Source organism: Pyxidicoccus fallax, from assembly GCF_012933655.1.
Taxonomy (GTDB): domain Bacteria; phylum Myxococcota; class Myxococcia; order Myxococcales; family Myxococcaceae; genus Myxococcus; species Myxococcus fallax.
On the sequence record NZ_JABBJJ010000071.1, the window covers coordinates 19754 to 43108 of the forward strand.

Annotated in this window: 16 protein-coding genes; 8 read left to right on the top strand and 8 right to left on the bottom strand. The window is 69.1% G+C overall.

What is annotated here, in order from left to right:
• Window positions 1-78 precede the first annotated feature (78 nt).
• Window positions 79-1767, top strand: a complete 1689-nt coding sequence (locus tag HG543_RS17090; RefSeq protein ID WP_169345848.1) for an amidase — start codon at window positions 79-81, stop codon at window positions 1765-1767.
• A gap of 13 nt (window positions 1768-1780) precedes the next feature.
• Here the strand turns inward: HG543_RS17090 and HG543_RS17095 are convergent, their stop codons facing one another.
• The 3 genes from HG543_RS17095 to HG543_RS17105 form a co-directional block, all read right to left on the bottom strand.
• Window positions 1781-2158 carry a DUF1330 domain-containing protein gene (locus HG543_RS17095; RefSeq protein ID WP_169345849.1) on the bottom strand — a complete coding sequence of 126 codons (378 nt, stop codon included), beginning with the start codon at window positions 2156-2158 and terminating at the stop codon, window positions 1781-1783.
• Between the two features lie 118 nt (window positions 2159-2276).
• The gene (locus HG543_RS17100) at window positions 2277-4562 is read right to left on the bottom strand and encodes a zinc-dependent metalloprotease (RefSeq protein ID WP_169345850.1); all 2286 of its coding nucleotides are present in this window, start codon (window positions 4560-4562) and stop codon (window positions 2277-2279) included.
• A gap of 123 nt (window positions 4563-4685) precedes the next feature.
• Entirely contained in the window at window positions 4686-5411 is a 726-nt protein-coding gene (locus tag HG543_RS17105; RefSeq protein ID WP_169345851.1) for a 2OG-Fe(II) oxygenase, read from the bottom strand.
• Window positions 5412-5573: 162 nt separating this feature from the next.
• Between HG543_RS17105 and HG543_RS17110 the strand changes: the two genes are divergently transcribed.
• On the top strand, window positions 5574-6551 hold the full coding sequence (locus HG543_RS17110; RefSeq protein WP_169345865.1) for a methyltransferase: 978 nt from the start codon (window positions 5574-5576) through the stop codon (window positions 6549-6551).
• Between the two features lie 48 nt (window positions 6552-6599).
• On the opposite strand, the gene HG543_RS17115 is transcribed toward HG543_RS17110, so the two are convergent.
• The gene (locus HG543_RS17115; protein WP_169345852.1) at window positions 6600-7703 is read right to left on the bottom strand and encodes a DNA topoisomerase IB; all 1104 of its coding nucleotides are present in this window, start codon (window positions 7701-7703) and stop codon (window positions 6600-6602) included.
• 181 nt (window positions 7704-7884) lie between these two features.
• Here HG543_RS17115 and HG543_RS17120 point away from each other — a divergent pair, with 181 nt between their 5' ends.
• The 3 genes from HG543_RS17120 to HG543_RS17130 all read left to right on the top strand — a co-directional run bounded on the left by HG543_RS17120 (window position 7885) and on the right by HG543_RS17130 (window position 16644).
• The gene (locus HG543_RS17120) at window positions 7885-8706 is read left to right on the top strand and encodes a hypothetical protein (RefSeq protein WP_169345853.1); all 822 of its coding nucleotides are present in this window, start codon (window positions 7885-7887) and stop codon (window positions 8704-8706) included.
• A 107-nt stretch (window positions 8707-8813) separates the two neighbouring features.
• The gene (locus HG543_RS17125) at window positions 8814-10979 is read left to right on the top strand and encodes a hypothetical protein (RefSeq protein WP_169345854.1); all 2166 of its coding nucleotides are present in this window, start codon (window positions 8814-8816) and stop codon (window positions 10977-10979) included.
• A gap of 145 nt (window positions 10980-11124) precedes the next feature.
• On the top strand, window positions 11125-16644 hold the full coding sequence (locus tag HG543_RS17130; protein WP_169345855.1) for a DNA repair ATPase: 5520 nt from the start codon (window positions 11125-11127) through the stop codon (window positions 16642-16644).
• 58 nt (window positions 16645-16702) lie between these two features.
• On the opposite strand, the gene HG543_RS17135 is transcribed toward HG543_RS17130, so the two are convergent.
• Window positions 16703-17419 (bottom strand): expansin EXLX1 family cellulose-binding protein, encoded by a 717-nt coding sequence (locus HG543_RS17135; RefSeq protein ID WP_169345856.1) that lies wholly within the window; start codon window positions 17417-17419, stop codon window positions 16703-16705.
• Between the two features lie 128 nt (window positions 17420-17547).
• Here HG543_RS17135 and HG543_RS17140 point away from each other — a divergent pair, with 128 nt between their 5' ends.
• The gene (locus HG543_RS17140; RefSeq protein WP_169345857.1) at window positions 17548-18177 is read left to right on the top strand and encodes a hypothetical protein; all 630 of its coding nucleotides are present in this window, start codon (window positions 17548-17550) and stop codon (window positions 18175-18177) included.
• 84 nt (window positions 18178-18261) lie between these two features.
• On the opposite strand, the gene HG543_RS17145 is transcribed toward HG543_RS17140, so the two are convergent.
• A complete protein-coding gene (locus HG543_RS17145) occupies window positions 18262-18483 on the bottom strand; it encodes a hypothetical protein (RefSeq protein WP_169345858.1) in 222 nt (73 codons plus the stop codon).
• A gap of 173 nt (window positions 18484-18656) precedes the next feature.
• On the opposite strand from HG543_RS17145, the gene HG543_RS17150 reads away from it, so the two are divergent.
• Together HG543_RS17150 and HG543_RS17155 are read left to right on the top strand one after the other, a co-directional pair.
• Window positions 18657-19154: a hypothetical protein gene (locus HG543_RS17150; protein WP_169345859.1), complete on the top strand. Its 498-nt coding sequence runs from the start codon at window positions 18657-18659 to the stop codon at window positions 19152-19154.
• Between the two features lie 206 nt (window positions 19155-19360).
• Window positions 19361-21052, top strand: a complete 1692-nt coding sequence (locus tag HG543_RS17155) for a long-chain fatty acid--CoA ligase (RefSeq protein WP_169345860.1) — start codon at window positions 19361-19363, stop codon at window positions 21050-21052.
• Between the two features lie 65 nt (window positions 21053-21117).
• Here the strand turns inward: HG543_RS17155 and HG543_RS17160 are convergent, their stop codons facing one another.
• Together HG543_RS17160 and HG543_RS17165 are read right to left on the bottom strand one after the other, a co-directional pair.
• Entirely contained in the window at window positions 21118-22155 is a 1038-nt protein-coding gene (locus HG543_RS17160) for a hypothetical protein (protein ID WP_169345861.1), read from the bottom strand.
• Between the two features lie 111 nt (window positions 22156-22266).
• Entirely contained in the window at window positions 22267-23307 is a 1041-nt protein-coding gene (locus HG543_RS17165; RefSeq protein WP_169345862.1) for a hypothetical protein, read from the bottom strand.
• Window positions 23308-23355 lie beyond the last annotated feature (48 nt).

Consider the following 23355-nt stretch of genomic DNA (forward strand, 5'->3'; position numbering starts at 1 on the left):
CGTCCTCGTGGCGCCTGTCTGTCCCCGCGCGCTCGGCTTGCGACAGTCCACGCCCCGCGTTGTAGTGCGCGCCATCCCATGAAGAAGCCCAACCCTCCCGGCAGCCCCTCTCCCGGCCTGAGCCGTCGCGCCTTCATCGGCGGAACGGCCGCGGCCACGGCCCTCGTCTCGTTGGACGCCCCCGCGCAGACCCCAAGCGCCGCCGCGCCCGGCAAGGTGAATGTCGCGCCCGCTCCCCTCCGGCCGTTCGAGCTGGAGGAGGCCACCGTCACCGAGCTCCAGGCCGCGATGAAGTCCGGCAAGTTCACCTCGCACGGCCTCGCGGAGCGCTACCTCGCGCGCATCCAGGAGCTGGACCGCAAGGGTGACCTCCCGCTGCTGTCCGTCATCGAGGTGAACCCGGAGGCGCTCAACATCGCCGCGGCCATGGACCGCGAGCGCAAGGAGAAGGGGCCTCGCGGGCCGCTGCACGGCGTCCCCGTGCTCATCAAGGACAACATCGCCACCGCGGACCGCATGCAGACCACCGCCGGCTCCCTGGCGCTGGTGGGCGCGGTGCCCAAGCGGGACGCCTTCATCGTCGAGCGCCTGCGCGCGGCGGGCGCGGTCATCATCGGCAAGACGAACCTCAGCGAGTGGGCCAACTTCCGCTCCACTCGCTCGGCCAGCGGCTGGAGCGGGCGCGGGGGCCAGTGCCGCAACCCGTACGCGCTCGACAGGACGCCGTCGGGCTCCAGCTCGGGCTCCGGGGCCGCCGCCGCCGCCAACTTCTGCGCGGTGGCCGTGGGCACGGAGACGGACGGCTCCATCGTCTCGCCCTCCGCGGCCAGCTCGCTCGTCGGCCTCAAGCCGACGGTGGGCCTGGTGAGCCGCTCCGGCATCATCCCCATCTCCCACAGCCAGGACACCGCCGGCCCCATGACGCGCACCGTGGCGGATGCCGCCGCGCTGCTGTCCGTGCTCGCGGGTGTCGACCCCTCGGACGCGGCGACGGCCGCCAGCCAGGGCAAGGCGCACGCGGACTACACGAAGTTCCTGGACCCGGAAGGGCTCAAGGGCGCGCGCATCGGCGTGCCGCGTGAGCGCTTCTTCGGCTACCACGCCGCCACGGACGCGCTGGTGGAGCAGGCCATCGAGCTGATGAAGTCGCGCGGCGCCACCATCATCGACGCCCCCATCCCCACGGCGGCGAAGCTCGACGAGCCCGAGTTCGAGGTGCTGCTGTACGAGTTCAAGGCGGACCTGGAGGCGTACCTCGCGGGGCTGGGGGAGGGGAACCACCCGCGCACGCTCGCCGAGCTCATCAAGTACAACGAGGAGCACCGCTCCACGGAGCTGCCGTACTTCGGCCAGGAGCTGTTCCACATGGCCCGGGAGAAGGGGCCGCTGACGGACAAGAAGTACAAGAAGGCGCTGCAGGACTGCCGCAAGCTGTCGCGCGAGCAGGGCCTGGACGCGGTGATGGCGAAGCACAAGCTGGACGCGCTCGTCGCCCCCACGCAGGCGCCTCCGGGCCTCATCGACCTGGTCAACGGCGACCACTGGCTGGGCAGCAGCTCCACGCCGGCCGCCGTCTCCGGGTACGCCACCCTCACCGTGCCCGCGGGCTACGTGCACGGGCTGCCGGTGGGCATGTCCTTCATCGGCCGGGCCTGGAGCGAGCCGACCCTGCTCAAGCTGGCCTACGCGTACGAGCAGGCATCCCGCCACCGCCGCCCGCCGACGTTCGCTCCCACGGCGGACCTGGGGCTGAAGAGCCGGACCTGAGGCCCGCCGCGGCTCAGGACTTCGGAGGCCTGCCCCAGGGGACGGTGGCCTGGAGCACGGCCTCCTGGAGCGCGGCCGTGCGCAGCTTGGAGACGCGCAGGTACTCCGGGTCCTGCACCATCTGGAGGAACGCGGCGCGGCTCGGATAGCGCACCACCAGCACGGCGTCCCAGGCCTGCCCGGGCTCGGCCACCAGCGCGGTGGAGCCATCGCCCGCGTAGATGAGCTGGCCGCCGACCTTCTCGAGGAAGGGCACGACGGCCTTCGAGTACGCCTCGTAGGACGCCCGGCCCCCCTCCTTGAAGCGCAGCAGGTTCAGCATCACCACGGGTCCCCCCGGGTCCTCCTGAACGAACTGCTGGAAGTCGGAGCTCTTCGGGTCGACGGCCACGGTGCCTCCCTGGAATGGGGCGCCCCGGCAGGGGGGCGGGAGGCATTGTGGCCGAACTCCGGCCCCGGGGAAGCCGGTGTTCGCGAGGGGACGCCCGCGGACACCGTGCTTCAGCTGACTACTGGTAGTACGGCGACAGGGCCGCGTCGACGCGGGCGAGGAGGTCCTCCGCCTGCGCGCGCTCCACGCCGCTCAGCGAGCCCAGGCTGCCGGCGAGGCTGGTCCTCGCGTCGCGCAGCGTGAGGTACGCGGACAGGCTCTGCATGGACTTCAGGATGTCCACCATGGTGCGGCGGGACTTGAAGCTCCGGATGCCGTCCACGTTGAGCAGGATGCCGTGGATGTCCGCGAGCACCGCCTGGTTGACGGCGCTGTCCTCGCCCGGCGTGGCGGTGAAGGCCTCGCGCAGGCTGTCCGGGTCCAGGTACAGCCGCGACAGGATTCGGCGGGCCAGGTCATCCGCCACCGCGCCATAACCGGGGCCGGCGTCGGGCGGCACCACCAGCGGCGGCCGCACCTGGGCCATGGCGATGTCATACGCCCACTCCTGGTCCACCGGCACGCCCGCGCGCACCCACTGGAGCGTCGCGTTCGCGTAGTAGTCGAACGCCGACTCCAGGGCGGGGAAGGGGAGCACCTCGTACAGCAGCAGCTCCAGCACGAGCTGGTGCGTGGGGCCGTAGAAGAAGCCCAGCGGGTCCGAGTACCGGTCATACCGGTTGCAGTACGGCTCCACGGCCGTGTCCGGGTCCGTGCAGAACAGCTCGTCGGGCAGCTGCGAGGACAGCCCGTAGAGGTAGCGCACCGCCTTCACGTCGTACGAGGCCGGCTTGTCCAGGTAGATGGCGTCCGGGTCATACACGTACTCCATCACCGAGCTGGAGCGCGGCGAGTCCGGCGCGCCGTCGAACACCAGCGAGCCCGCGAAGTTGTGGCGCAGGCCCAGCGTGTGGCCGACCTCGTGCACGATGACGTGCGTCAGGTACTGCTCCACCTTCTGCTTCTTCGTCAGAGGCCCGGTCGGCGCCGCGGAGGAGGCCTTGGCCAGCTTCGCGTGGCGCGCGTCGGCGTCGTCACGCTGCGGGGGCAGGGCCAGCTCGCACAGGTGCTCGCTCTCGAAGCCGCTCCACGCCATGCGCATGGGCTTGCGCGCGTCCTTCAGCTTCGCCTTGATGGCCGCCGCCGCGTCGTCGCTGAACTCGCCGTCGGCGAACTCCAGCCACAGCGCGTTGACGTAGACGCTGGCGCCGCGAATCTCGCCCGTGTTGGGGTTGGTCCGCCAGTCGGCGAAGGCGAAGCCCGCGGAGGCGTCCGGGTCGAAGATGATGACGTTCTTGTCGTCATCCGCGAAGCCCACCGTGTCGCCCACCGTGGCCTCGAAGACCTTGAAGCCGAAGGCCTCGTTCCAGTTCTCCACGCCCTTCTTCACCGCGCCCACCACGTCGTAGTCCTTGAAGCGCGGGTCGGCCTGCACCGCGTTCACGGTGTCGGTGATGTGCCACTTGATGGGCTTCATGCCCGGGCGGATGTTCCACTTCGCGGCCGTCTGCTCCACCAGCCCCGTGTTGGGGATGAGGCGCGGCTCGCTGCGGAAGAAGTGCTCGCGCGGGGGCAGCGGCGTGGGCGTGTAGCCCGTGCCCTCCTGGTAGCGGCGCAGGGCCACGCCCAGCGTGCCCGAGTTGCGCAGCAGGTTGTTCTCCAGGTAGTCCGGCGCGTCCGGGTCCGGCACGTCCGCGTAGCCCGTGAAGACCTGCTCGAAGGTGATGCCGTCGGAGATCTTGCGGAAGCGCTGCGCGAAGTTCAGCTCCACCTCGAAGCGCACGCCGCCCTGGCCGAACGCCTCGCCCACCATCGCGAAGCGGTTCAGGCCCGCCGTCGGGTCCACCAGGATGTAGCTGTTCGAGCCGCGCAGGTTGTTGAAGGGGCCGTAGTCGTTGACGATGGGCCACGCCTCCACCAGCACCTGCGGGTCGAAGATGTCGCTCGTCGTCTTCCGGTCGTCCACGTCGAAGACGAACAGCTTGCCGTTCTGCTCCTTGAAGGACACCACCCGCGTGCCCAGCGAGCTGGCCGCGCCGTAGAACACCGCGCCGGGGAACAGCTGCTTCAGGTACGCGGACAGGAACCAGCGCTGGTTCAGCTCGCTCTTGCGGATGGCCAGGTAGAAGCTCTCGCCGGTGTTGGACACCACGCCGTCCAGCTTCTGCTTCAGCTGTGCCTGCTGCTCGGCGCTGACGGTGCGGGGGACCGCGACGAAGGCGTCATTCAGCTCGACCTGCAGCGGCTCCTGCGTCTGGGGCTGGGGCGCCGGAGCGTCGGCGGGACCGCAGCCGCCCACACTCAGGGCGACCGCGGTGGAGACGGCGCCAATGAACGAGCGCCGCAGCGGGGATTGCCACCTCATGGTTCCTCCGTGTCGATGAAGAGCGGTGACTTCCCGAAATGGGGAGGCCGCTCTTGAGTCGTCGCGGGTGAACGATGGAAGTTGCTTCCCATACTGTTTTTCTGAACTATAGTAATTTGGTTGCTACTCCACCCCACCTGCGGACCCAGTGTCGGGCCGCTCGCGTTGTGCGTCCAGATAGGCGGCGAAGCCGGCCTTGGACTGGATGCGGAACGTGGGGATTCGCGCGAGCGCGTCGGGAGGGAAGACGTACTGCTCGCAGACGAGGCTCGCGCGCTGCGCGCCCTCCTCACCTCCCGTGAAGGGGTGCACCTCGTGCTGGAGGTCGCCGCGGAAGTGGACCAGCAACCCTTCGCGGGGGCGGACCTCGCCCACGGGCACGTTCGATTGGAGCAGGCGCAATTCGCCGCCTTTCGCGCGCTCGGGCACCCGCAGGTACAGGACGCTCACGTACTCGGGCGTGGCGCCGGGCACGCCGCTGGGGCCCTGCAGCGTCGCGTCGATGTGGCGGCCCACGCCCGTGCCCGCGTCCAGCAGCAACAGGTTCAGGTAGAAGGCGTTGGGGACCGGACGCTTCCTTCCGCGGCGCCACCAGCGCTCCCGCCAGGGCAGCAGCCCACGCGCGCTGTCCGGGTCCAGCACCCGCTCCAGGTAGCCGGAGAGGAACGGGAAGCGGGCCTCCAGCGTGGCGCGGCCCTCGTGCGTGAAGATGAAGGCGAAACCCCGGCTGGCGCGGAACGTGCCCATCAGCGGGCTGCGCGCCACGAACCGCGAGCCCAGGAGGGCTTCACTCAGCGCGTGGAGCTCCCATGTGGGTAGGATTTCACCCTGTGTTATGTACGTACGCACCGGTCGATAAAGCGGTCAATGGTCCAACTGACCCATGGCGGTTTTACAGTCTACCTTCTAGGTTTCAGCGATGCCGTTCCTTCAGCCCCTGAGAAGGTCCTCATGACCCAGCAACACCGACCCTCCAACGCGCCTCCTCCCGCAGCACTCATCATGACCCAGATGGTTTACGGCTTCTGGGTTTCCCGGTGCCTTCAAACCATGGCCGAGCTCGGCCTCGCCGACATCATCGGCGACGTGCCGAAGACAGTGGAGGAGCTGGCGAAGGCGACCGACACGCACGCGCCTTCGCTCCGCAGGATGCTACGCCTGCTGAGCGGACTCGGGGTGATGGTGAAGGACGAGGGCTCGCAGCGCTGGGGGCTCACCGACCTGGGAGCCATGCTCCGCAAGGACAACCCCGGCTCGGTCTACGGCTCGCTGATGGCGCATGGCCACATGCTGTCGTGGCAGGCCTGGGGCGACCTCAAGTCGTCTCTCAAGACGGGAGCGCCGTCCGTCGAGAAGTTCATGGGCGACACGTTCTTCGGCTACCTGGCCGCGCACCCCGAGGACGCCGCCATCTTCAACGGGAGCATGGCCGCGTACCAGACGCTCAACGCGCCGGCGGTGGTGAACGCGTATGACTTCTCCTGGGCCAAGCGCATCATGGACGTGGGCGGCGGCACCGGCACGCTCATCTCCCATATCCTCAAGTCCCACCCGCTCGCCCAGGGCGCCATCTTCGAGATGGCCCACGTGGCGGCGGAGGCGCGCGCGCGGCTCGCCTCGATGGGCCTGAAGGAGCGCTGTGACGTCGTCGACGGCGACTTCTTCGCCTCGATTCCGAAGGGCCAGGACATCTACATCCTGTCGCAGATCCTCCACGACTGGGATGACGAGAAGAGCCTGCGCATCCTCTCCAACATCCGCGAGGCCATGCACCCGAACTCGCGGCTGCTCATCGTGGAGACGGTGCTGCCCGGCGACAACACCATGCACTTCGGCAACCTCTATGACATGGCCATGCTCGTCCTCGTGGGCGGGCAGGAGCGCACCGAGGAGGAGTACTCGGCGCTGGTGGCGAAGGCGGGGCTGAAGGTGGCCCGCATCCACCCCACGTCCATGCCGCCGAGCGTCGTCGAAGTCGTCCTGGCCTGACGCGCACGAGCACCGACCCGGGTGTGCGTTCCCCCGGGCGCGCCCGGGTCAGTGCTTCGTCTCGTCCAGCATGTTGAGCAGGGCCTTCTCGGAGCAGTGGAGGCCCTCGCCCGTGGCACGGGCCAGCTCGTCCACGGAGTGGAAGTAGCGCTCCACCACCTTGCCGCGCTCGAACATGGCGAGCACGGACGGGTAGATGTACGAGGACCTCGCCACCGCGGGCGTGTTGCCCAGGTGCTCGGCGGCCTCCTTCACCGCGGCCACCATCGTCTTCTTGATGGCCGTGGGCTTCGGCGTCTCGTCACCCAGCTCGTGCTTCACGCGCTCGCGCGCCCGGGCCAGCGCGCAGGCGCAGATGAGCGTGCCCGCCCAGGTGCGGAAGTCCTTCGCGCTGAACTGCGGGCCCATGACTTCCTGGATGTACTCGTTGAGGTGGCGGCGCCGCACGTCCACCACCGCGCCGTCATCCAGCACGAACTTGAAGACGTCCCGCCCGGGAACCTTCATGAGCTGACGGACAATGGTGGCGACCCGCCGGTCCTTCAGCTCGCGGTACTGCTGCTTGCCGCTCTTGCCCGGGAAGTCGAAGGTGAGGGTGTCGCCCACCACGCGCACGTGGCGGCGCCGCAGGGTGGCCAGGCCGAAGCTCCCATTCTCTTCCGCGTACTGCTGGCTGCCGGGGCGGATGAAGCAGCTGCCGAGGATGCGCAGCATGGCGGCCAGCACCTTGTCCCGGCCCAGCCCCGGCTTGCGCAGGTCCGCGTTCACCCGCCGCCGCATGCGTGGCAGCGCCCGCGCGAAGTCGACGATGCGCTGGAACTTCTGCTCCCCGCGCTTGCGCGTGTGCGTCTCGTGGTAGCGGTACTGCCAGCGTCCCGCCGCGTCCCGACCCACCGCCTGGAGCCGAGCGCTGGGGCTGGGGGAGATGGCCACGTCCGTCCAGGCCGGCGGAAGCCTCATCGCGTCGATGCGCTCGCGGTCCGCCTTCGACACCGCCCGCCCGTCCGCCCGCACGTAGCGGAAGCCCCGCTTCGCCGAGCCCCGCCGCCGGATGCCCGTCTGCTGGAGCCTTTCCAGCTGCGTCCCGCCATTCGCCCGCCGTGCCCTCGGGCGGGGCTCCGTCTGGGTGGCTGGCTCGGCATGCATCATCATCGGTCCGGGTCAAGGTGGACCCCCGGCGCGCCATGCGAGGGGGCTCCCCCTGTTGTGCGCAGCATCGGGCCTGTCGACAACGCAGGCGTCGGCTGATCGCCTGCTCGGGAGAGAGGCGGAAAAGCGCCTGACCGCGTTTTCAGCGGGAATACGAGTCGTTTAGAGTGCCAACCAACGCCGCATGGACTCCTTCCTCACCGCCATCCTGGCCTTCCCGACGGCCATCTTCACCATCGCGCTGGGCGTGGTGCTGACCTACTGGCTCTTCGTGATTGTCGGCGCGGTGGGCATCGACCTGCTCGACGGCAACCTCGATTTCGAGGCCGGAGGCAAGGCGCTGGGCGGGGCCATCGAGGGCGGCGGCAAGGCGCTGGGCGGGGCCATCGAGGGTGGTGGCAAGGCCCTGGGCGGCGCGGTGGAGGGTGGCGGCAAGGCGCTGGGCGCGCATGACCACGACGCGCACGTGGACGGTGGCATCCTGTCCGCGCTGGGCTTCGCCGGCATCCCGCTCACGGTGTCGGTGAGCCTCGTCTCCTTCATCTCCTGGTTCCTGTCGGTGTGGAGTGCGCAGCCGGTGCACGCCGCGCTGGGGCAGATGCTGCCCTCGTGGCTCATCAGCACCGTGCTGGGCCTTCTGTGCTTCATGGTGGGCACCGTGTCCGCGGGCGTCGCCGTCCGGCCGCTGCGCCCCGTCTTCGTGGCGAAGAAGGCGCCGGGCCGCGACTCGCTCATGGGCCGGGTGTGCACCATCTCCAGCGGCAGCGTGACGGACGAGAACGGCCACGCCACCTTCGAGGACGGCGGCGCGGGCGTCATCCTGAACGTCGTCTGCTCCAAGTCCAACGGGCTCAAGCGGGGCGAGCCCGCGCTCATTCTTTCCTATGACTCCACGCGCGACGTCTACGAGGTGGAGCCGGTCGACTGGCTGGTGCCGGAGGAGCTGGAGCAGCTCCGGGATCCGGTCAAGGCCGCGGCGCTCGCGCGTGTGAGGTCCCAAGGCTGATGTAACTGGGTCGCTCGAGGGGGGCGGCTCATCATTCGACGCTGGGGGAGCTTTCGCGGGGGACCCTCCGGCGCCTGATACAAGGCCCGCTGTTTCACTCTTCAGGAATGGCCATGGATTCAATCACTGCACTCGCCGCCGGTGCCGCCGGCATCGTCCTTCTGGGCGGTATCTTGCTCACCATCGTCCGGCTCTATCGGCAGGTGGACCAGGGCAAGGTCCTCATCGTCAACACGCTGAAGACCGAGCCGCTCGTCACCTTCACCGGCGCGGTGGTGTTCCCCATCATCAACCGCGCCGAGGTGATGGACATCGCCCTGAAGACGGTCGAAATCGACCGCCGCGGCAAGGAAGGCCTCATCTGCAAGGACAACATCCGCGCGGACATCAAGGTCACCTTCTTCGTGCGCGTGAACAAGACGCGCGAGGACGTGCTCAAGGTGGCCCAGTCCATCGGCTGCGCCCGCGCCTCCGACCAGACCACCCTGGAGAACCTCTTCGAGGCCAAGTTCTCCGAGGCCCTCAAGACGGTGGGCAAGAGCTTCGACTTCGTCGAGCTCTACACCCGGCGTGAGGACATCAAGGACGAGGTCGTCCGCGTCATCGGCCGCGACCTCAACGGCTACATGCTCGAGGACTGCGCCATCGACTTCCTGGAGCAGACCCCGGTCGAGATGCTCGACAAGGACAACATCCTCGATGCCGAGGGCATCCGGAAGATCACCGAGCTGACGACGAAGCAGAACGTCTTCACCAACGAGCTGCGCCAGGACGAGCGCATGGCCGTCACCAAGCGCAACGTCGAGGCGGATGAGGCCATCTATGCCCTCGAGCGCCAGCGCGAGGAGGCCGCCGCCAAGCAGAAGCGCGAAATCGAGACCATCCAGGCGCGTGAGACGGCCGAGGCCGAGCGCGTGAAGCAGGAGGAGTACGCCAAGGCCCAGCTGGCGCGCATCAAGGCCGAGGAGGAGATCCTCATCAACGAGCAGAACAAGTCCCGCCAGGTCGAGGTGGCCCAGAAGAACCGCGAGCGCGTGGTGGGCGTGGAGACCGAGCGCGTGGAGAAGGACCGCGCCCTGGAGGCCATCAACCGCGAGCGCGAGACGGAGCTGCAGCGCATCAACAAGGAGAAGGCGCTGGAGGCCGAGAAGAAGGCCATCGCCGACGTGGTGCGCGCCCGCATCGCCGTGGAGAAGACGGTGGCCGAGGAGGAGGAGCGCATCAAGGACCTGCGCGTGAAGGCCGAGGCCACGCGCAAGAAGGACGCGCTGCTCATCACCGCCGAGGCCCAGGCGCAGGAGAAGCTCGTCAAGGACATCAAGGCGGCCGAGGCCAGCAACGAGGTGGCCAAGTTCACCGCCAAGGAGAAGCTCACCCTGGCCGAGGCCGAGCTGGAGGCCGCCGACAAGACGGCCAAGGCGAAGGTCCGCCTGTCCGAGGGCATCCAGGCCGAGTCCGCCGCGGAAGGCCTGGCCGAGGTGCGCGTGAAGGAGGCGGACGCGCAGGCCACCGAGAAGCTCGGCATGGCGCAGGTGCGCGTGAAGGAGGCCGAGGCTGGCGCCATCGAGAAGCAGGGCCACGCCCAGGCCAACGTCGTCCGCGAGAAGCTGCTGGCGGAGGCCGCCGGTGAGCAGGAGAAGGGCCTGGCCCGCGCCCGCATCCAGGAGGCCGAGGCCATCGCCATCCAGAAGCGCGGCGAGGCCGAGGCCATCGCCACCAAGGAGAAGCAGCTCGCCGAGGCCGCGGCCATCCAGGAGAAGCTGCTCGCAGAGGCCCGCGGTCTCGCCGAGAAGGCCGCCTCCATGAAGCTCATGGACGGCGTCGGCCGCGAGCACGAGGAGTTCCGCCTGCGCCTCCAGAAGGAGCGCGACGTGGAGCTCGAGGCCATCCGCGTGCGCAAGGACATCGCGGCGGCCCAGGCCGAGGTGCTGGCCAAGGCCTTCGCCAACGCGAAGTTCCAGATTGTCGGCGGCGACGGCCAGTTCTTCGAGCGCTTCGTCAAGGCGGTGTCGTTCGGCAACGCGGTGGACGGCGCCATGGACCATGGCGAGGTCCTCAAGAAGGCGCTGGGCGGCTACCTCAACGGCGAGAAGGACCTGCCGGCGGACCTGAAGGAGATCCTCTCCAAGCCGGGCCTGAGCGGCGACGCGCAGAACCTGGCCGTGGCCGCGCTGCTGCACAAGATGGCGTCCAGCCCGGTCGCCTCGTCCGCCGCCAACCTCAAGGCGCTGGTGGGCGACGAGAGCCGGCCCACGGTCGAGAAGCAGGGCTAGCGGGCTGAAGTGGCCGCCACCGCGCCAGACGGCGGTGGCGGCGGGCAGGTACGACGACCCTCGCCCCGTCAGTCCCCCAGGGGGTGACTCCGCCCTTCGCGAGAAGGGCCGGGGCGGGGGTCTACGCTTCTTCCGGTGAACATCCATGGCAACTGACGGTGGCAAGGGCGCGGCGCCCGCGGGCGAGGCGGCGCTGGAAGGCGGCAGCTACGAGGTCATCCGGACGCGGCTGCTCGCGCAGGCGGACGCGCTGGGCGCGAAGGCGACGGACCTCAACACGCGCCGCAAGGCGCTCTTCGGTGGCACGGAGCTCACCGTCATCGGCAACGAGCGGGTGCGCACCGAGCACAACTGCGTCCCGCGCGACATCTCCGCCGTCGGGGAGTACCTCCTCTTCGGCTACAACGTCTTCATCGGGCTGAAGAAGGAGACGTCGGTGTCCGACGTCTTCTCGCTGCACCGCTTCGTGAAGACGGAGGAGGGCTTCGACTTCTCCACCGTGCCCAACACCGAGGCCGGCGGGTTCCTCGCGGATCCGCGCTTCGTGAAGGACTTCGGTGAGCTGTACAAGTACTACAAGGACGCGAAGCTCCTGCAGATTCGCAGGCTGGACTCGCGCCTGCTGGCCATCTTCCAGACGGGCCAGTCGCTGCGCGACATCAAGGTCTTCCGCTTCAGCGTGGACGTGCAGGGCCACGCCACGTACCTGGACAACCAGGGCGAGCGAGACCACGTCTTCCCGCCGTCCCACGACTTCGAGTGGACGGTGGCCACGCGCGACAACTACGTCACCGGCCAGCACCCGCACGTCAACGTGCTGGACCAGGTCTTCGTGGAGACGGTGAAGGGCGACCTCACCATCAAGGTGGAGGACAACACCTCCTCCGGCATGGGCATCTACAGCGAGCCGGTGGACGACCCGGACCAGTCGCTCGACGACGCGGAGTTCGCCTGGGCCCAGGTGGGCACGCTCATCCTGCTGCGGGTGCTGCCCTTCCGCGAGAAGACCTACCGCTACCTCGTCTTCAACTCGCGCACGCAGCACGTGGTGCGCATCGACGCCATCGGCCAGGCCTGCGTGCGGCTGCCGGAGGACCAGGGCATCGTCTTCCCCGGCGGCTATTACCTCCAGACGGGGGACTTCAAGGTCTTCGACGGCGCCGCCGCCAGCGAGGGCATGGAGTTCAAGCGGGCCATCCGCTCGCCCAACGGGGAGGACGTGCTGTACGTCTTCCACCGCCGGGACGAGGGCTCCTACGTGCTCTTCCCGTACAACCTGGTGCGCAAGGAGGTGCAGAACCCCCTCGTCGCGCATGGCATGAGCCTTTTTGGAGACGGGCGGCTGGTCATCTTCCGCTCCACGTCCAACGAGCCCACCCGCGTGCACCCCATGCAGGTGTGGCAGACGCCCTTCGTCTCCGCGGAGCACGCGGCGGCCACGCCTCCGGCCCCGGGCTACCTGGGCAAGGTGGGCAACGCGGAGCTGGTGCGCGGCATCTCCGACGCGCTGACGCTCCAGCGCCTCGCGAAGTCTGACAAGCCCACGCGCCGCACCTACGAGGACCTGGTGGCCGCGGCCACCCGCGCGCTGGACGCGTACTACTGGCTGGGCAACGCGGAGACGGGCCTGCAGGAGCCCATCGAGCTGCTGCGCCGCACCTCCGAGCTCATCATCGACGAGTTCGAGAAGGTCCTCACGCTGCAGAAGCGCGCCACCGAGTCGCTGGCCGACGCGGTGAAGACGCAGGAGGAGCTGCTGCTGCGCGTGCAGCCCGAGCAGCTCACCAGCGCGGAAGCCTTCATGCAGGCGCTGGCGGACCTGCGCAAGCAGCGCGGCCACCTGATTACGCTCAAGGACATCCGCTACATGGACCTGGGGCGGGTGGACGCCCTGGAGGCCGCGGTGGTGGAGGCGTCCGACAAGGCCAGCGCGGCCTGCGTGGACTTCCTCCAGAAGGGCGAGGCGCTCCAGCCGCTGGCCACGCGCCTGGACGAGCTGCTGGCGAAGCTGGAGCCCATTCAGACCACGGCGGAGCTGGCGCCGCTGGGCGAGGACATCGACAAGACAGCCCACGGCCTGGAGGTCCTCGGTGAGGTGGTGGGCGGACTCCAGGTGGGCGACCCGCTGGCCCGCGCCCGCATCCTGGAGGGCATCTCCGAGCTGTTCAGCCGCCTCAACCGGGTGCGCGCCAGCCTCGGGGCGAAGCGCAAGGAGCTGTCCGGCCGCGAGAAGCGCGCGGAGTTCGGCGCCCAGTTCAAGCTGCTGGGGCAGAGCATCGAGAGCGCGCTGACGCAGGCGGACTCGCCGGAGCGCTGTGACGAGGCGCTCTCGCGCCTCACGGTGCTGCTGGAGGAGCTGGAGGGCCGCTTCGGCGAGTTCGACGAGTTCCTCGGGCAGATAACGACGAAGCGCGAGGAGCTGCTGGAGGCCTTCGGCGCCCGCAAGCAGTCGCTGGTGGACGAGCGCCAGCGCCGCGCGCAGGGCCTGTTCAGCGCGGCGGAGCGCATCCTCCAGGGCGTGCAGCGCCGGGCGAAGTCCTTCAAGACGGACGACGAGCTGAACGGCTACTTCGCGTCCGACGCGATGATCCAGAAGCTGCGGCAGCTCGCCGACCAGCTGATGGAGCTGCAGGACAGCGTGCGCGCGGACGAGGTGCTCTCGCGCGTGAAGTCGGCGAAGCAGGACGCGCTGCGCGCGCTGCGCGACAGGCAGGACCTGTTCGCGGACGGCGACGCGCTCATCAAGCTGGGCGCGTACCGCTTCAACGTCAACACACAGCCGCTGGAGCTGACGCTGGTGCCGCGCGACGGCGAGCTGTACCTCCAGCTCACCGGCACGGACTACGCGCAGAAGGTGCAGGACCCGGAGCTGCTGAAGTACCGGGACTTCTGGGAGCAGCACCTCGTCTCCGAGTCGCGCGACATGTACCGCTCCGAGTACCTGGCCGCCTGCATCCTCGCGGACGCGGAGGACGGCAAGGGCGGCCTGTCGCTGACGGCGCTGCACGAGGCCGTCGTGGGCGGCACGCTGCTGGAGCAGGTGCGTCGGTACGCGGCGGACCGCTTCGACGAGGGCTACGAGCGCGGCGTGCACGACGCGGACGCGGCGGCCCTGCTGGAGAAGCTGCTGGGGCTGCACCAGGGCGCGGGCCTGCTGCGCTTCGCCCCGGTGCCCCGCGCCTGGGCGGCGCTGTACTGGGCCTTCGACGCGGACGAGGCCGGCCGGGCCCTGTACCACCGCCGCGCGCGCAGCCTCACCCGGCTGCGCGCCACCTTCTCGTCCGTGGACGGCATGGCCGAGCTGGGCACCGAGCTGGGCGAGCGCGTGGCCGCGTTCCTCACCTCGCACGGGGTGGCGCACTCGCCCGCGGAAGCGCGGCAGGCGGGCCGCTACCTCGTGGAGGAGCTGGGCGCGGAGCGGCCGCGCTTCACCACCAGCGGCGAGGCCCTGGCGCTCAAGGACCTCTTCTTCGGGCAGCTGGACCGGCAGGGGACGCGCTCGGCCTTCGAGGACGACCTGCGCGGGCTGGAGAAGGACCTGGCCTCGCGGCTGGGGATTGCGCGCGCGTGGGTGGACGCATACCTGACGAAGCGCGAGGAGGGCCCCGGCGCGTGGGCGCACGTGGCGCTGGAGACGGCGGCGCTGCTGCTCACCGAGCGCAAGCTGGACCGCGAGCCCGCCGGTGCGCTGACGGCCACCGAGGTGACGAACCTGCTGGGCTCCCACCCGCGTATCCAGGACCGGAAGCTGGCGCTGCGCCTGGACGAGTTCCTCTCCCGCACGGGCGAGTTCCGGCAGCTGCGCGTGCCGCAGTACCAGGCCTACCGCGCGCTGCTGCGCGACCTGCTGGACCGCGAGCGCCGCAAGCTGCGGCTGGAGGAGCTGACGCCCAAGGTGCTCAGCTCGTTCGTGCGCAACCGGCTCATCGACGAGGTGTACCTGCCGCTCATCGGCGCCAACCTGGCCAAGCAGCTCGGCGCGGCGGGCGAGGGCAAGCGCACGGACCGCATGGGCATGCTGCTGCTCATGTCGCCGCCGGGCTACGGCAAGACGACGCTGATGGAGTACGTGGCCAGCCGCCTGGGCCTCACCTTCGTCAAGGTGAACGGCCCCGCGCTGGGGCACGCCGTGAAGTCGCTGGACCCGGCCGAGGCCCCCAACGCCACGGCCCGCCAGGAGGTGGAGCGCATCAACCTGTCCTTCGAGATGGGCAACAACGTGATGCTCTACCTCGACGACATCCAGCACACCGACCCGGAGCTGCTCCAGAAGTTCATCTCGCTGTGCGACGGCCAGCGCCGCATCGAGGGCGTGTGGAACGGCCGCACGCGCACGTACGATTTGCGCGGCAAGAAGTTCTGCGTCGTCATGGCGGGCAACCCGTACACCGAGACGGGCGAGCGCTTCCGCATCCCGGACATGCTCGCCAACCGCGCGGACACCTATAACCTGGGTGACATCCTCGACGGGAAGGAGCACCTGTTCTCGCTCAGCTACATCGAGAACGCGCTGACCTCCAACCTGGTGACGGCGCCCCTGGCCACGCGAGATCCGGGCGACACGCACCGCCTCATCCGCATGTCGCAGGGCGAGGAGGTGCCCGCGGGCGAGCTGAAGTACGGCTATGCGGCGGCGGAGCTGCAGGAAATCATCGCGGTGCTCCAGCGCATGTTCCGGACGCAGTCGGTGCTGCTGAAGGTGAACCTCCAGTACATCGCCTCGGCGGCGCAGGACGAGCGGTTCCGCTCGGAGCCGGCGTTCAAGCTGCAGGGCAGCTACCGCAACATGAACAAGCTGTCCGAGAAGATCGTCTCGGCGATGACGGACGACGAGCTGGAGCGGCTCATCGACGACCACTACCAGGGCGAGTCGCAGACGCTCACCACGGCGGCGGAGCAGAACCTGCTGAAGCTGGCGGAGATGCGCGGCCGGCTGACGCCGGAGAAGGCGAAGCGCTGGGAGGAGATCAAGCAGGGCTTCGCGCGGGTGAAGCGCATGGGGGGCAAGGAGGACGACCCCGTGGCGCGCGTCACCGGCCAGCTCAGCGGCATCGAGGAGCAGCTCGGCGCGGTGCGGGACGCGGTGGTGCAGGCGGCGACCCAGGTGGCCAGCGGCGCCGACAAGGGCACGGACCCGGCGGCGGAGGTGGTGCCCCACCTGGAGTCCCTGCGCGAGGCCGTGCTGGAGGTGGCCAAGGTGGGCCGCGAGGTGAAGGCCGCGCCGCCGCCCGTCGTTCAGCCCGCGGCCTCCTCGGCGGCCACGGACCTGACGCCGTACCTCAAGCACCTGGCGCAGCTGCTCAAGGCGCTGACGGAGCGGGTGGCGGTTCAGGCCGCGCAGCAGGTGGCCGCGCCCGTGGCGGCGCCCGCGCCGGACTTCGGGCCCTACATGGAGCAGCTGTCGCGGGCGATTGCCACGCTGGCGGAGCGGCCGGTGAACGTGTCGGCCAGCGTGCCGGCGGAGGCGCTGCAGCGCACGGCCATCTCCGGGCCGTCTCCGGCGGAGCTGAGCCGGCAGATAGAGCTGGTGGAGGGCGTGCTGCTTCCCCTGGAGCGGGCCTCGCGGCGCGCCATCCAGGGGGAAGGGGAGGGCGTCAAGTCACTGCAGGTCTGGCAGAACGTGACGGAGGCCCTGGAGCTGCTGCGCTCCATGCTGCGGCGGTAGCACCCCGGGTGGGCGGGGCCTCCGGTGACGTCCCGGAGGCCCGCACCGCACCGTGGTTTCAGCGGAACTGGGTGGCGCCGTTGGCGGAGGCGTTGTCGAGCACGCGCTGGACGGTGTCCTCCACCGTCTGCCCGTCGGACGCGGTGACGCGGAGCTGGAAGGTGCCCTCGCCCATGCCCTGGTCGTTGACGAAGTAGTTGTAGTCCTCGCGGCGGATGTTGTTCCAGCCGCCGGTGCCGCGCCGCCACTCCAGCTTCTGGATGGGCAGCCGGCTGTTGCGGACCTGGATGGCGGTCCACCACGGGTTGCTGCCGTCCTTGAAGTGGTACTGGAGGTTGCCGGCGACGTCGCAGGACACGGGCGTCCAGGTGATGCTGACGCGGCCGTCCCTCATCTCGGCGATCTTCGCGAAGGCCTCGCGGCTCAGGTCCAGGTGGCCGGACTCGCACTCGGGGCAGCGGTCCACGATGCGCACGCGGACGTTGCCCTTGGGGCCCTTGACGTCCACGCACATGCCGCACGCGGCGCTGCCGTTGTACTGGGGCGTGTTCATGGCGGCCACCATCAGGTCGCCGTTCGGCTCGTAGCTGCAGTTTCCGGAGCCGTTGGCGTCGTAATAGGTGGCGATGCCCCGCTGCTCCGCGCCCAGCGGCGTGCCGCCGCCGCTGGCGTCCGGCTTACCGTCGGACGCGTCATCACTACAACCGCCGCAGGCGAGGAACGCGACGGCCACGGGGAGAACGAGGAATCGGGACTGCGAGCGAAGTGGGTGCATACGACCCCCATCATACACCCAGAACGGCGCCGCGAATTCGTACGAAAGGGAACAGATTCTTGCTGCAATCCCTCTCATGGTTGTTACATTGCTCGCGTTTCACAAACCCAAACAGGAGCTGTATGCGTATGCAGATGCTCAAGCGTGCTGTCTATCTTTGCGCCGCCGCCACCCTCGCCGCGTGCGGAGGCCAGGAGCCCCAGCAGGAGCCGGGCGCCGAGACGGCCACGCAGGAGGCGGCGCTGACCCAGGGCACGTCCCAGGGCTGCACCTTCAACATCTTCTCCTTCCAGCGGCCGGGGGTGCTGCCGCCGACCCATGACATCCGGCTGAACCGGGCGGCGTCGGACACCTGCGCGTGGCCCCAGGCGAGCCTGCTGCTGGGCACGTCCTACAACTACACCCCCAGCATCTCCCTGGCGGCCAATGACCTGGGCGTGGCGGTCAGCTTCACCTACAAGAGCTCCCCCAGCGGGAGCTCGGGCTCCGTGCTCGGCCTCCAGCACGTGGACCCGGCGACGATGACCTTCGTCCGCAACGAGGGCCTCGCCGCGGGGCGGTTCGGCTCGGGCAGCATCTACTCGGGCAACCTGACCATCGAGGCGGATGGCACCACCCTGAAGGTCCAGGGCACGAAGTACGGCGCCATCAGCGGTGAGACGATCATCGTCCCCGGCAGCACCAGCAACAGCAACTACATCGCCACCTACCCGAACTTCTTCACCAGCACCACGCCGCGCACCGTCGTGGCGTACTGAGAGACGGGCTGGAGTGTGTTGAACCGGCGGCCCCTCGTGAGACGGGGGGCCGCCGTGTCCCGCGCTCCCGCGCTTCAGCCAGCGTCAGTCCGCCGGGAGCGCCATGCGCCTACACTCATGGCTGGGCTGATAGCAGTAATAGCCCTCCGGGCACTGGCTCAGCTCGGGAATGTCCAGGTTGCAATACCAGACCTGCTGCTCGATTTCGCCGAGCGTGTCTTCAGTCCCGGGGACTTCCCCGCCGCCGCAACCCGTCAGCCATCCTGCAAGCAGCAACGTGCTTCCGATGACCCACCGCATCCGCATGCGTGCCTCCTGACAAGCGCCGTTTCGAATCGAAAGGCGCTTCAGGATAGCGTTTTCCCGGGCATCCACGGAGAGCCGAAAGCTCATCGAGGGGTTCTGTTCTTGGGCTACCGCTCGAGGCCACTCCACCATTCGTGTCTCATGCTCAGGCGGGTCGGCGTAGACTCGGGAGCATGACTCCTGTTCCTGATTTCAGCTCCGCCCGGGCCGTGCTGACCCTGCTGCTCACGCTGTTCCTCGCCTCACCGGCCTGGGCCGGAGACGAGTCCCCGGCCGCATCGACGAAGACGCAGGTGAAGAGCCCCAAGGGCCGCCAGCAGCTCCTCGGTGAGCACCCCCTGACGCTGCAGTGGCTGACCTTCGACAAGACGAAGCCGGGCAAGGCGACGGTCACCGAGGAGGACGGCGTGCTGATGCTCCAGGGCGAGCAGCGCGCCCCCAATGGCGACCACCTCATCGTGGAGGGAATGGTCGAGTCCGTGGACGAGAAGACCTTCGTCCTGGTGGGCAGGGTGGTGACGCAGGTGAACCACATCAACGACGGCAAGGCCTGTCTGCGCGAGGGCCGCTTCACCTTCCGCATCACCGGCAAGCGCCGCTACTGGCGCATGAAGGAGATGGACAACCCCTGTGAAGGCGTGACGGACTACGTCGACGTGTTCCTGCGCTGAGGCGCCCGCAGGGACCCTTCTTTCGCACTGCGGAACGACGGCGGTCCTTGCTGCGGTGAGTCATTTGACAAGGCAATGAAGGGTGGGTCGGGCTCGCGGTCCACCCTTGACTCGCCCTGAAAGGGCACCGGACACTCAATCCCAGACAAGGCGTTCATCGACCCACAGCGACTCTGCCCCCCCTCCAGAGGAGGACGCTCCGTCCGATGAAGGCTCCAATTCCAGAGACGCAGGCGAAGAACACGGCCCACCACGCCCATTGGCCGGAGGGCCTGCCGTATTCCCTCTCCATTCCCGACACCAGCCTCTACGTGAATCTGCAGGTGTCGGCGCTGCGCTATCCGGATCGGCCCGCGGTCGTCTTCTACGACACGGTGCTGAGCTACGCGCGGGTGCACGAGGAGGTGCTCGCGCTCGCGGGCTATCTCCAGAAGGAGTGCGGCGTGCATCGCGGGGACCGCGTGCTGCTGGACATGCAGAACAGCCCGCAGTTCCTCATCGCCTACTACGCCATCCTCCGCGCCGACGCGATGGTCGTCCCGGTCAACCCCATGCTGCTGACCGAGGAGCTGCGGCACTACGTCGAGGACAGCGGCGCGAAGGTCGCCTTCGTCTCGCAGGAGATCTTCTCCCGCGTCGCCCCCCTGATTGGCGAGACCTGCCTCACGAAGGTGGTGGCGGCGGCCTACTCCGACTACCTCATCGAGCCCACCGAGCTGAACGTGCCCGACTTCGTGCGCGCTCCCTACGCCGTGCCCGCGGCGCCGGGGGTGGTGCCCTGGAAGGAGGCGCTCGCGGCGAAGCGCGCGCCGCGCGAGCACCAGGTCGGCCCGGAGGACCTCGCGTGCATGCCCTATACGTCCGGCACCACCGGCAAGCCCAAGGGCTGCGTGCACACGCACCGCTCGGTGATGTTCAACGCGGTGGCCTCGCCCACCTGGACGGGCGTGGTCGTTCCCGACCACGTCGCGCTCGCGGTGCTGCCCGTCTTCCACGTAACGGGCATGCAGTCGGTGATGAACGCCATGGTCTTCAGCGGCGGCGCGGTGGTCATGCTGCCGCGGTGGGACCGTGACGTGGCCGGCCAGCTCATCACCCGCTACAAGGTGACGTCGTGGACGGTGATTCCGACCATGATGATCGACTTCCTATCGAACCCGCGCCTGGGGGAGTACGACCTCTCCGGCATCAAGCTCGTGTCGGGTGGCGGCGCGGCCATGCCGGCGGCCATCGCGCAGAAGCTGCTCGACCTCACCGGCCAGCAGTACATGGAAGGCTATGGCCTGTCCGAGACGATGGCGGCCACGCACATCAACCCGCGCCAGCACATGAAGCAACAATGTCTCGGCATCCCGTACCTCAACGTCGACTCGCGCATCGTCGACCCCATCACCTTCAAGGAGGTGCCCCAGGGTGAGGTGGGGGAGATCTGGATCCACGGGCCGCAGGTCTTCAAGGGCTACTGGAACGACGAGCGGAAGACGGAGGAGGCCTTCGCCATGCTGGACGGCAAGCGCTTCTTCCGCTCGGGAGACCTGGGCTACATGGACGCGGAGGGGTTCTTCTTCTTCACGGACCGGCTGAAGCGGATGATCAACGCCAGCGGCTTCAAGGTCTGGCCCGCCGAGGTGGAGGCGATGATGTACCGGCACCCGGCCGTGCAGGAGTGCTGCGTCATCGCGTCGAAGGACGCGTACCGCGGCGAGACGGTCAAGGCCGTCATCGTGAAGAAGCCCGGCTCCGCAGCGTCCGGTGAGGACATCATCCAGTGGGCGCAGGACAACATGGCCGCCTACAAGGTCCCCCGGGTGGTGGAGTTCGTGGAGACGCTGCCGAAGACGGCCACCGGCAAGGTGATGTGGAAGGCGCTGCAGGACCGGGAGCTGGCGAAGCAGTAGCCGCCACGGGCGTGCTCCGAAGGGTAGGGTGTCGGAGCACGCCTCGCTTGAGCGCGGGTGGCGGACTATGGAGCCTTGTCCGTGGGTCCGGGCTTCGTCTCGACCTGGCAGAAGTGGTTCCGGTCCCGCCTGTCCAGGTCCTGGGGCCGGCACTTCAACACGGGGGACGCGCGGGCACCGGCCGGCAGGAGCCGCATCCTGGGCTCCAGCGTGCACAGGGCCGTGTCGGACGTGCGCCAGAGGCAAGCGTCTGCGGGGATGGATTCCGGGGGCCTCCATGAGGACTCCCGACCCTTGGACTCGTCGCATTGCAAGGAGGACTCACCCGGCTCGATGCACTTGAAGACCGGGTGCGGGCTCCCGGCTGGGGTCGTCACGTCCAGGCGCTTGCACCACCGCAGATGGATCCGCCGCGTGCACGCGGAAGGGGCGGCGTACTCGTGCGTCTGGGTCAGCTCGAACGGCTTGCCGTCGAATGACATGCCCACGATGAGGGAGTGCTCCGAGTCCACGTGCGCGCGCGTGAAGAAGGGGCGGCCCTCCTTCATCGCTTCCGCGGCTTGCGGCGGCCAGAGCCAGCTGCTCGGTGACTCGTCCGGAGCCACGATCAGTCGTCCCCCCACCAGGTCGATGTCGCAGGGCTCGCACGAGACGGCTTCCCGTTGGAGCGCCACCGGCAGGGGCGGCAGCTTCCCCGTGCGGAGCCAGGCCAGCTCGGACTCCGTCCCGGGGGTCACGGAGTGGGTGCGTGAGCACAGGCTGACGGAGGTCGCGTCCTTGCCCTGGGCATACATGAGGTACTCCTTCCCGGCCTTGAAGGCGATGGTGCAAGCACCGCGACCTCCCGAGGGCAGGTCGAGCCGCTCTCCTGGCTTGACCGGGCCCTTGAAGACCTCCAGTACCTCCACGGCGGCCTTGCCATCGAACGCGGCCGGGTCCACGGCAGTGACCCGTGCCCGGTAGATGGCGACGGCGTTCTCGCGTGCCGTGCGCAGCTGGGTGTGAAGGTCGCCGGAAGGCCTTTCGCAACTGCACGCCTGGGCCGCGGAGGGCAGGGCGCAGGCGGCCGCCACGGCGATGAACCAGCGCCATCGAGTGAGCATGGCGAGCAGCCTATTCCGGTGCGGAACGGGCGGGTGAGCCTCGGTGGCGCGATTGGATTGCTCCGAACGGCGGGGGCCCGGAGCACGCCTCGCGGGGGCGCGGGTGGCGGACTATGGGGCCTTGTCCGTGGGCCCGGGCTTCGTCTCGACCTGGCAGACGTGGAACCCGCCGCTGCCGTTCGCCGACCTGGGGCGGCACATCAACACGGGGGACGTGGGGGCGCCGTCCGGCAGGGCCCGGCCCTCGGGCGCCAGCTCGCACCAGGCCAGCTCGGACGTGCGCCATCTGCACGGCTGCGTGGGAAGATCTTCCAGGCGGCCGTATGAGGACTTCCGGCTCGTGGACGCGTCGCATTGCACGGAGGACGCACCCGGTTCGATGCACTCGAAGGTCGGGGCCCCGCCCAGGAGGGGAATCGAGACATCCAGGCGCTTGCACCAACGGAGCTGGACCCGCTGCGTGCACGCGGAGGCGGGGGAGGGGGCGGACGTCAGGGTCAGCTCGAAGGGCCTGCCGTCGAAGGTCATGCCCACCATCACGTCGCGCTTCATCCGGTCATCGTGCGCGTACGTGAAGAAGGGGCGGCCGGCCTCCATCGCGTCCGCGGCGTCCTTCTGCCCGATGAAGCTTCCCGGTGCCTTGCCCGGGGGCACGACCAGCCGTCCTCCCACGTCGTGGATGTCGCAGGACTCACACGAGATGGCTTCCCGTTGGAGCGCCACCGGCAGGGGCGGCAGCTTCCCCGTGCGGAGCCAGACCAGCTCGGAGTCCGTCCCGGTGTCCACGGAGCGTGTGCGGGAGCACATCCCGACCGAGGTCGCGTCCTTGCCGTGCGCGTAGATGAGGTACTCCGTCCCTTCCTTGAAGGCGACGGTGCAGTCACCTCCGCCTCCCGCGGGCAGGTCGAGCTCTTCTCCTGGCTTGACCGGGCCCTTGAAGACCTCCAGCACCTCGACGGTGGCCTCGCCCGTGGGAATTCCCCAATCCACGTCCGTGACACGTGCCCGGTAGATGGCGACGGCGCTTCCCTGGGCCGTGCGCAGCTGGGTGGCAAGGTCTCCGGGAGTCTGTTTGCAGCTGCACGCCTGGGCCGCGGAGGGCCACGCGCAGGCGACCGCCAGGGTGATGAACCAGAACCATCGGGTGAGCATGGCAGGAAGCCTATTCCGAAGCCGAAGGGGGCGGGAGCCCTGGGGGGG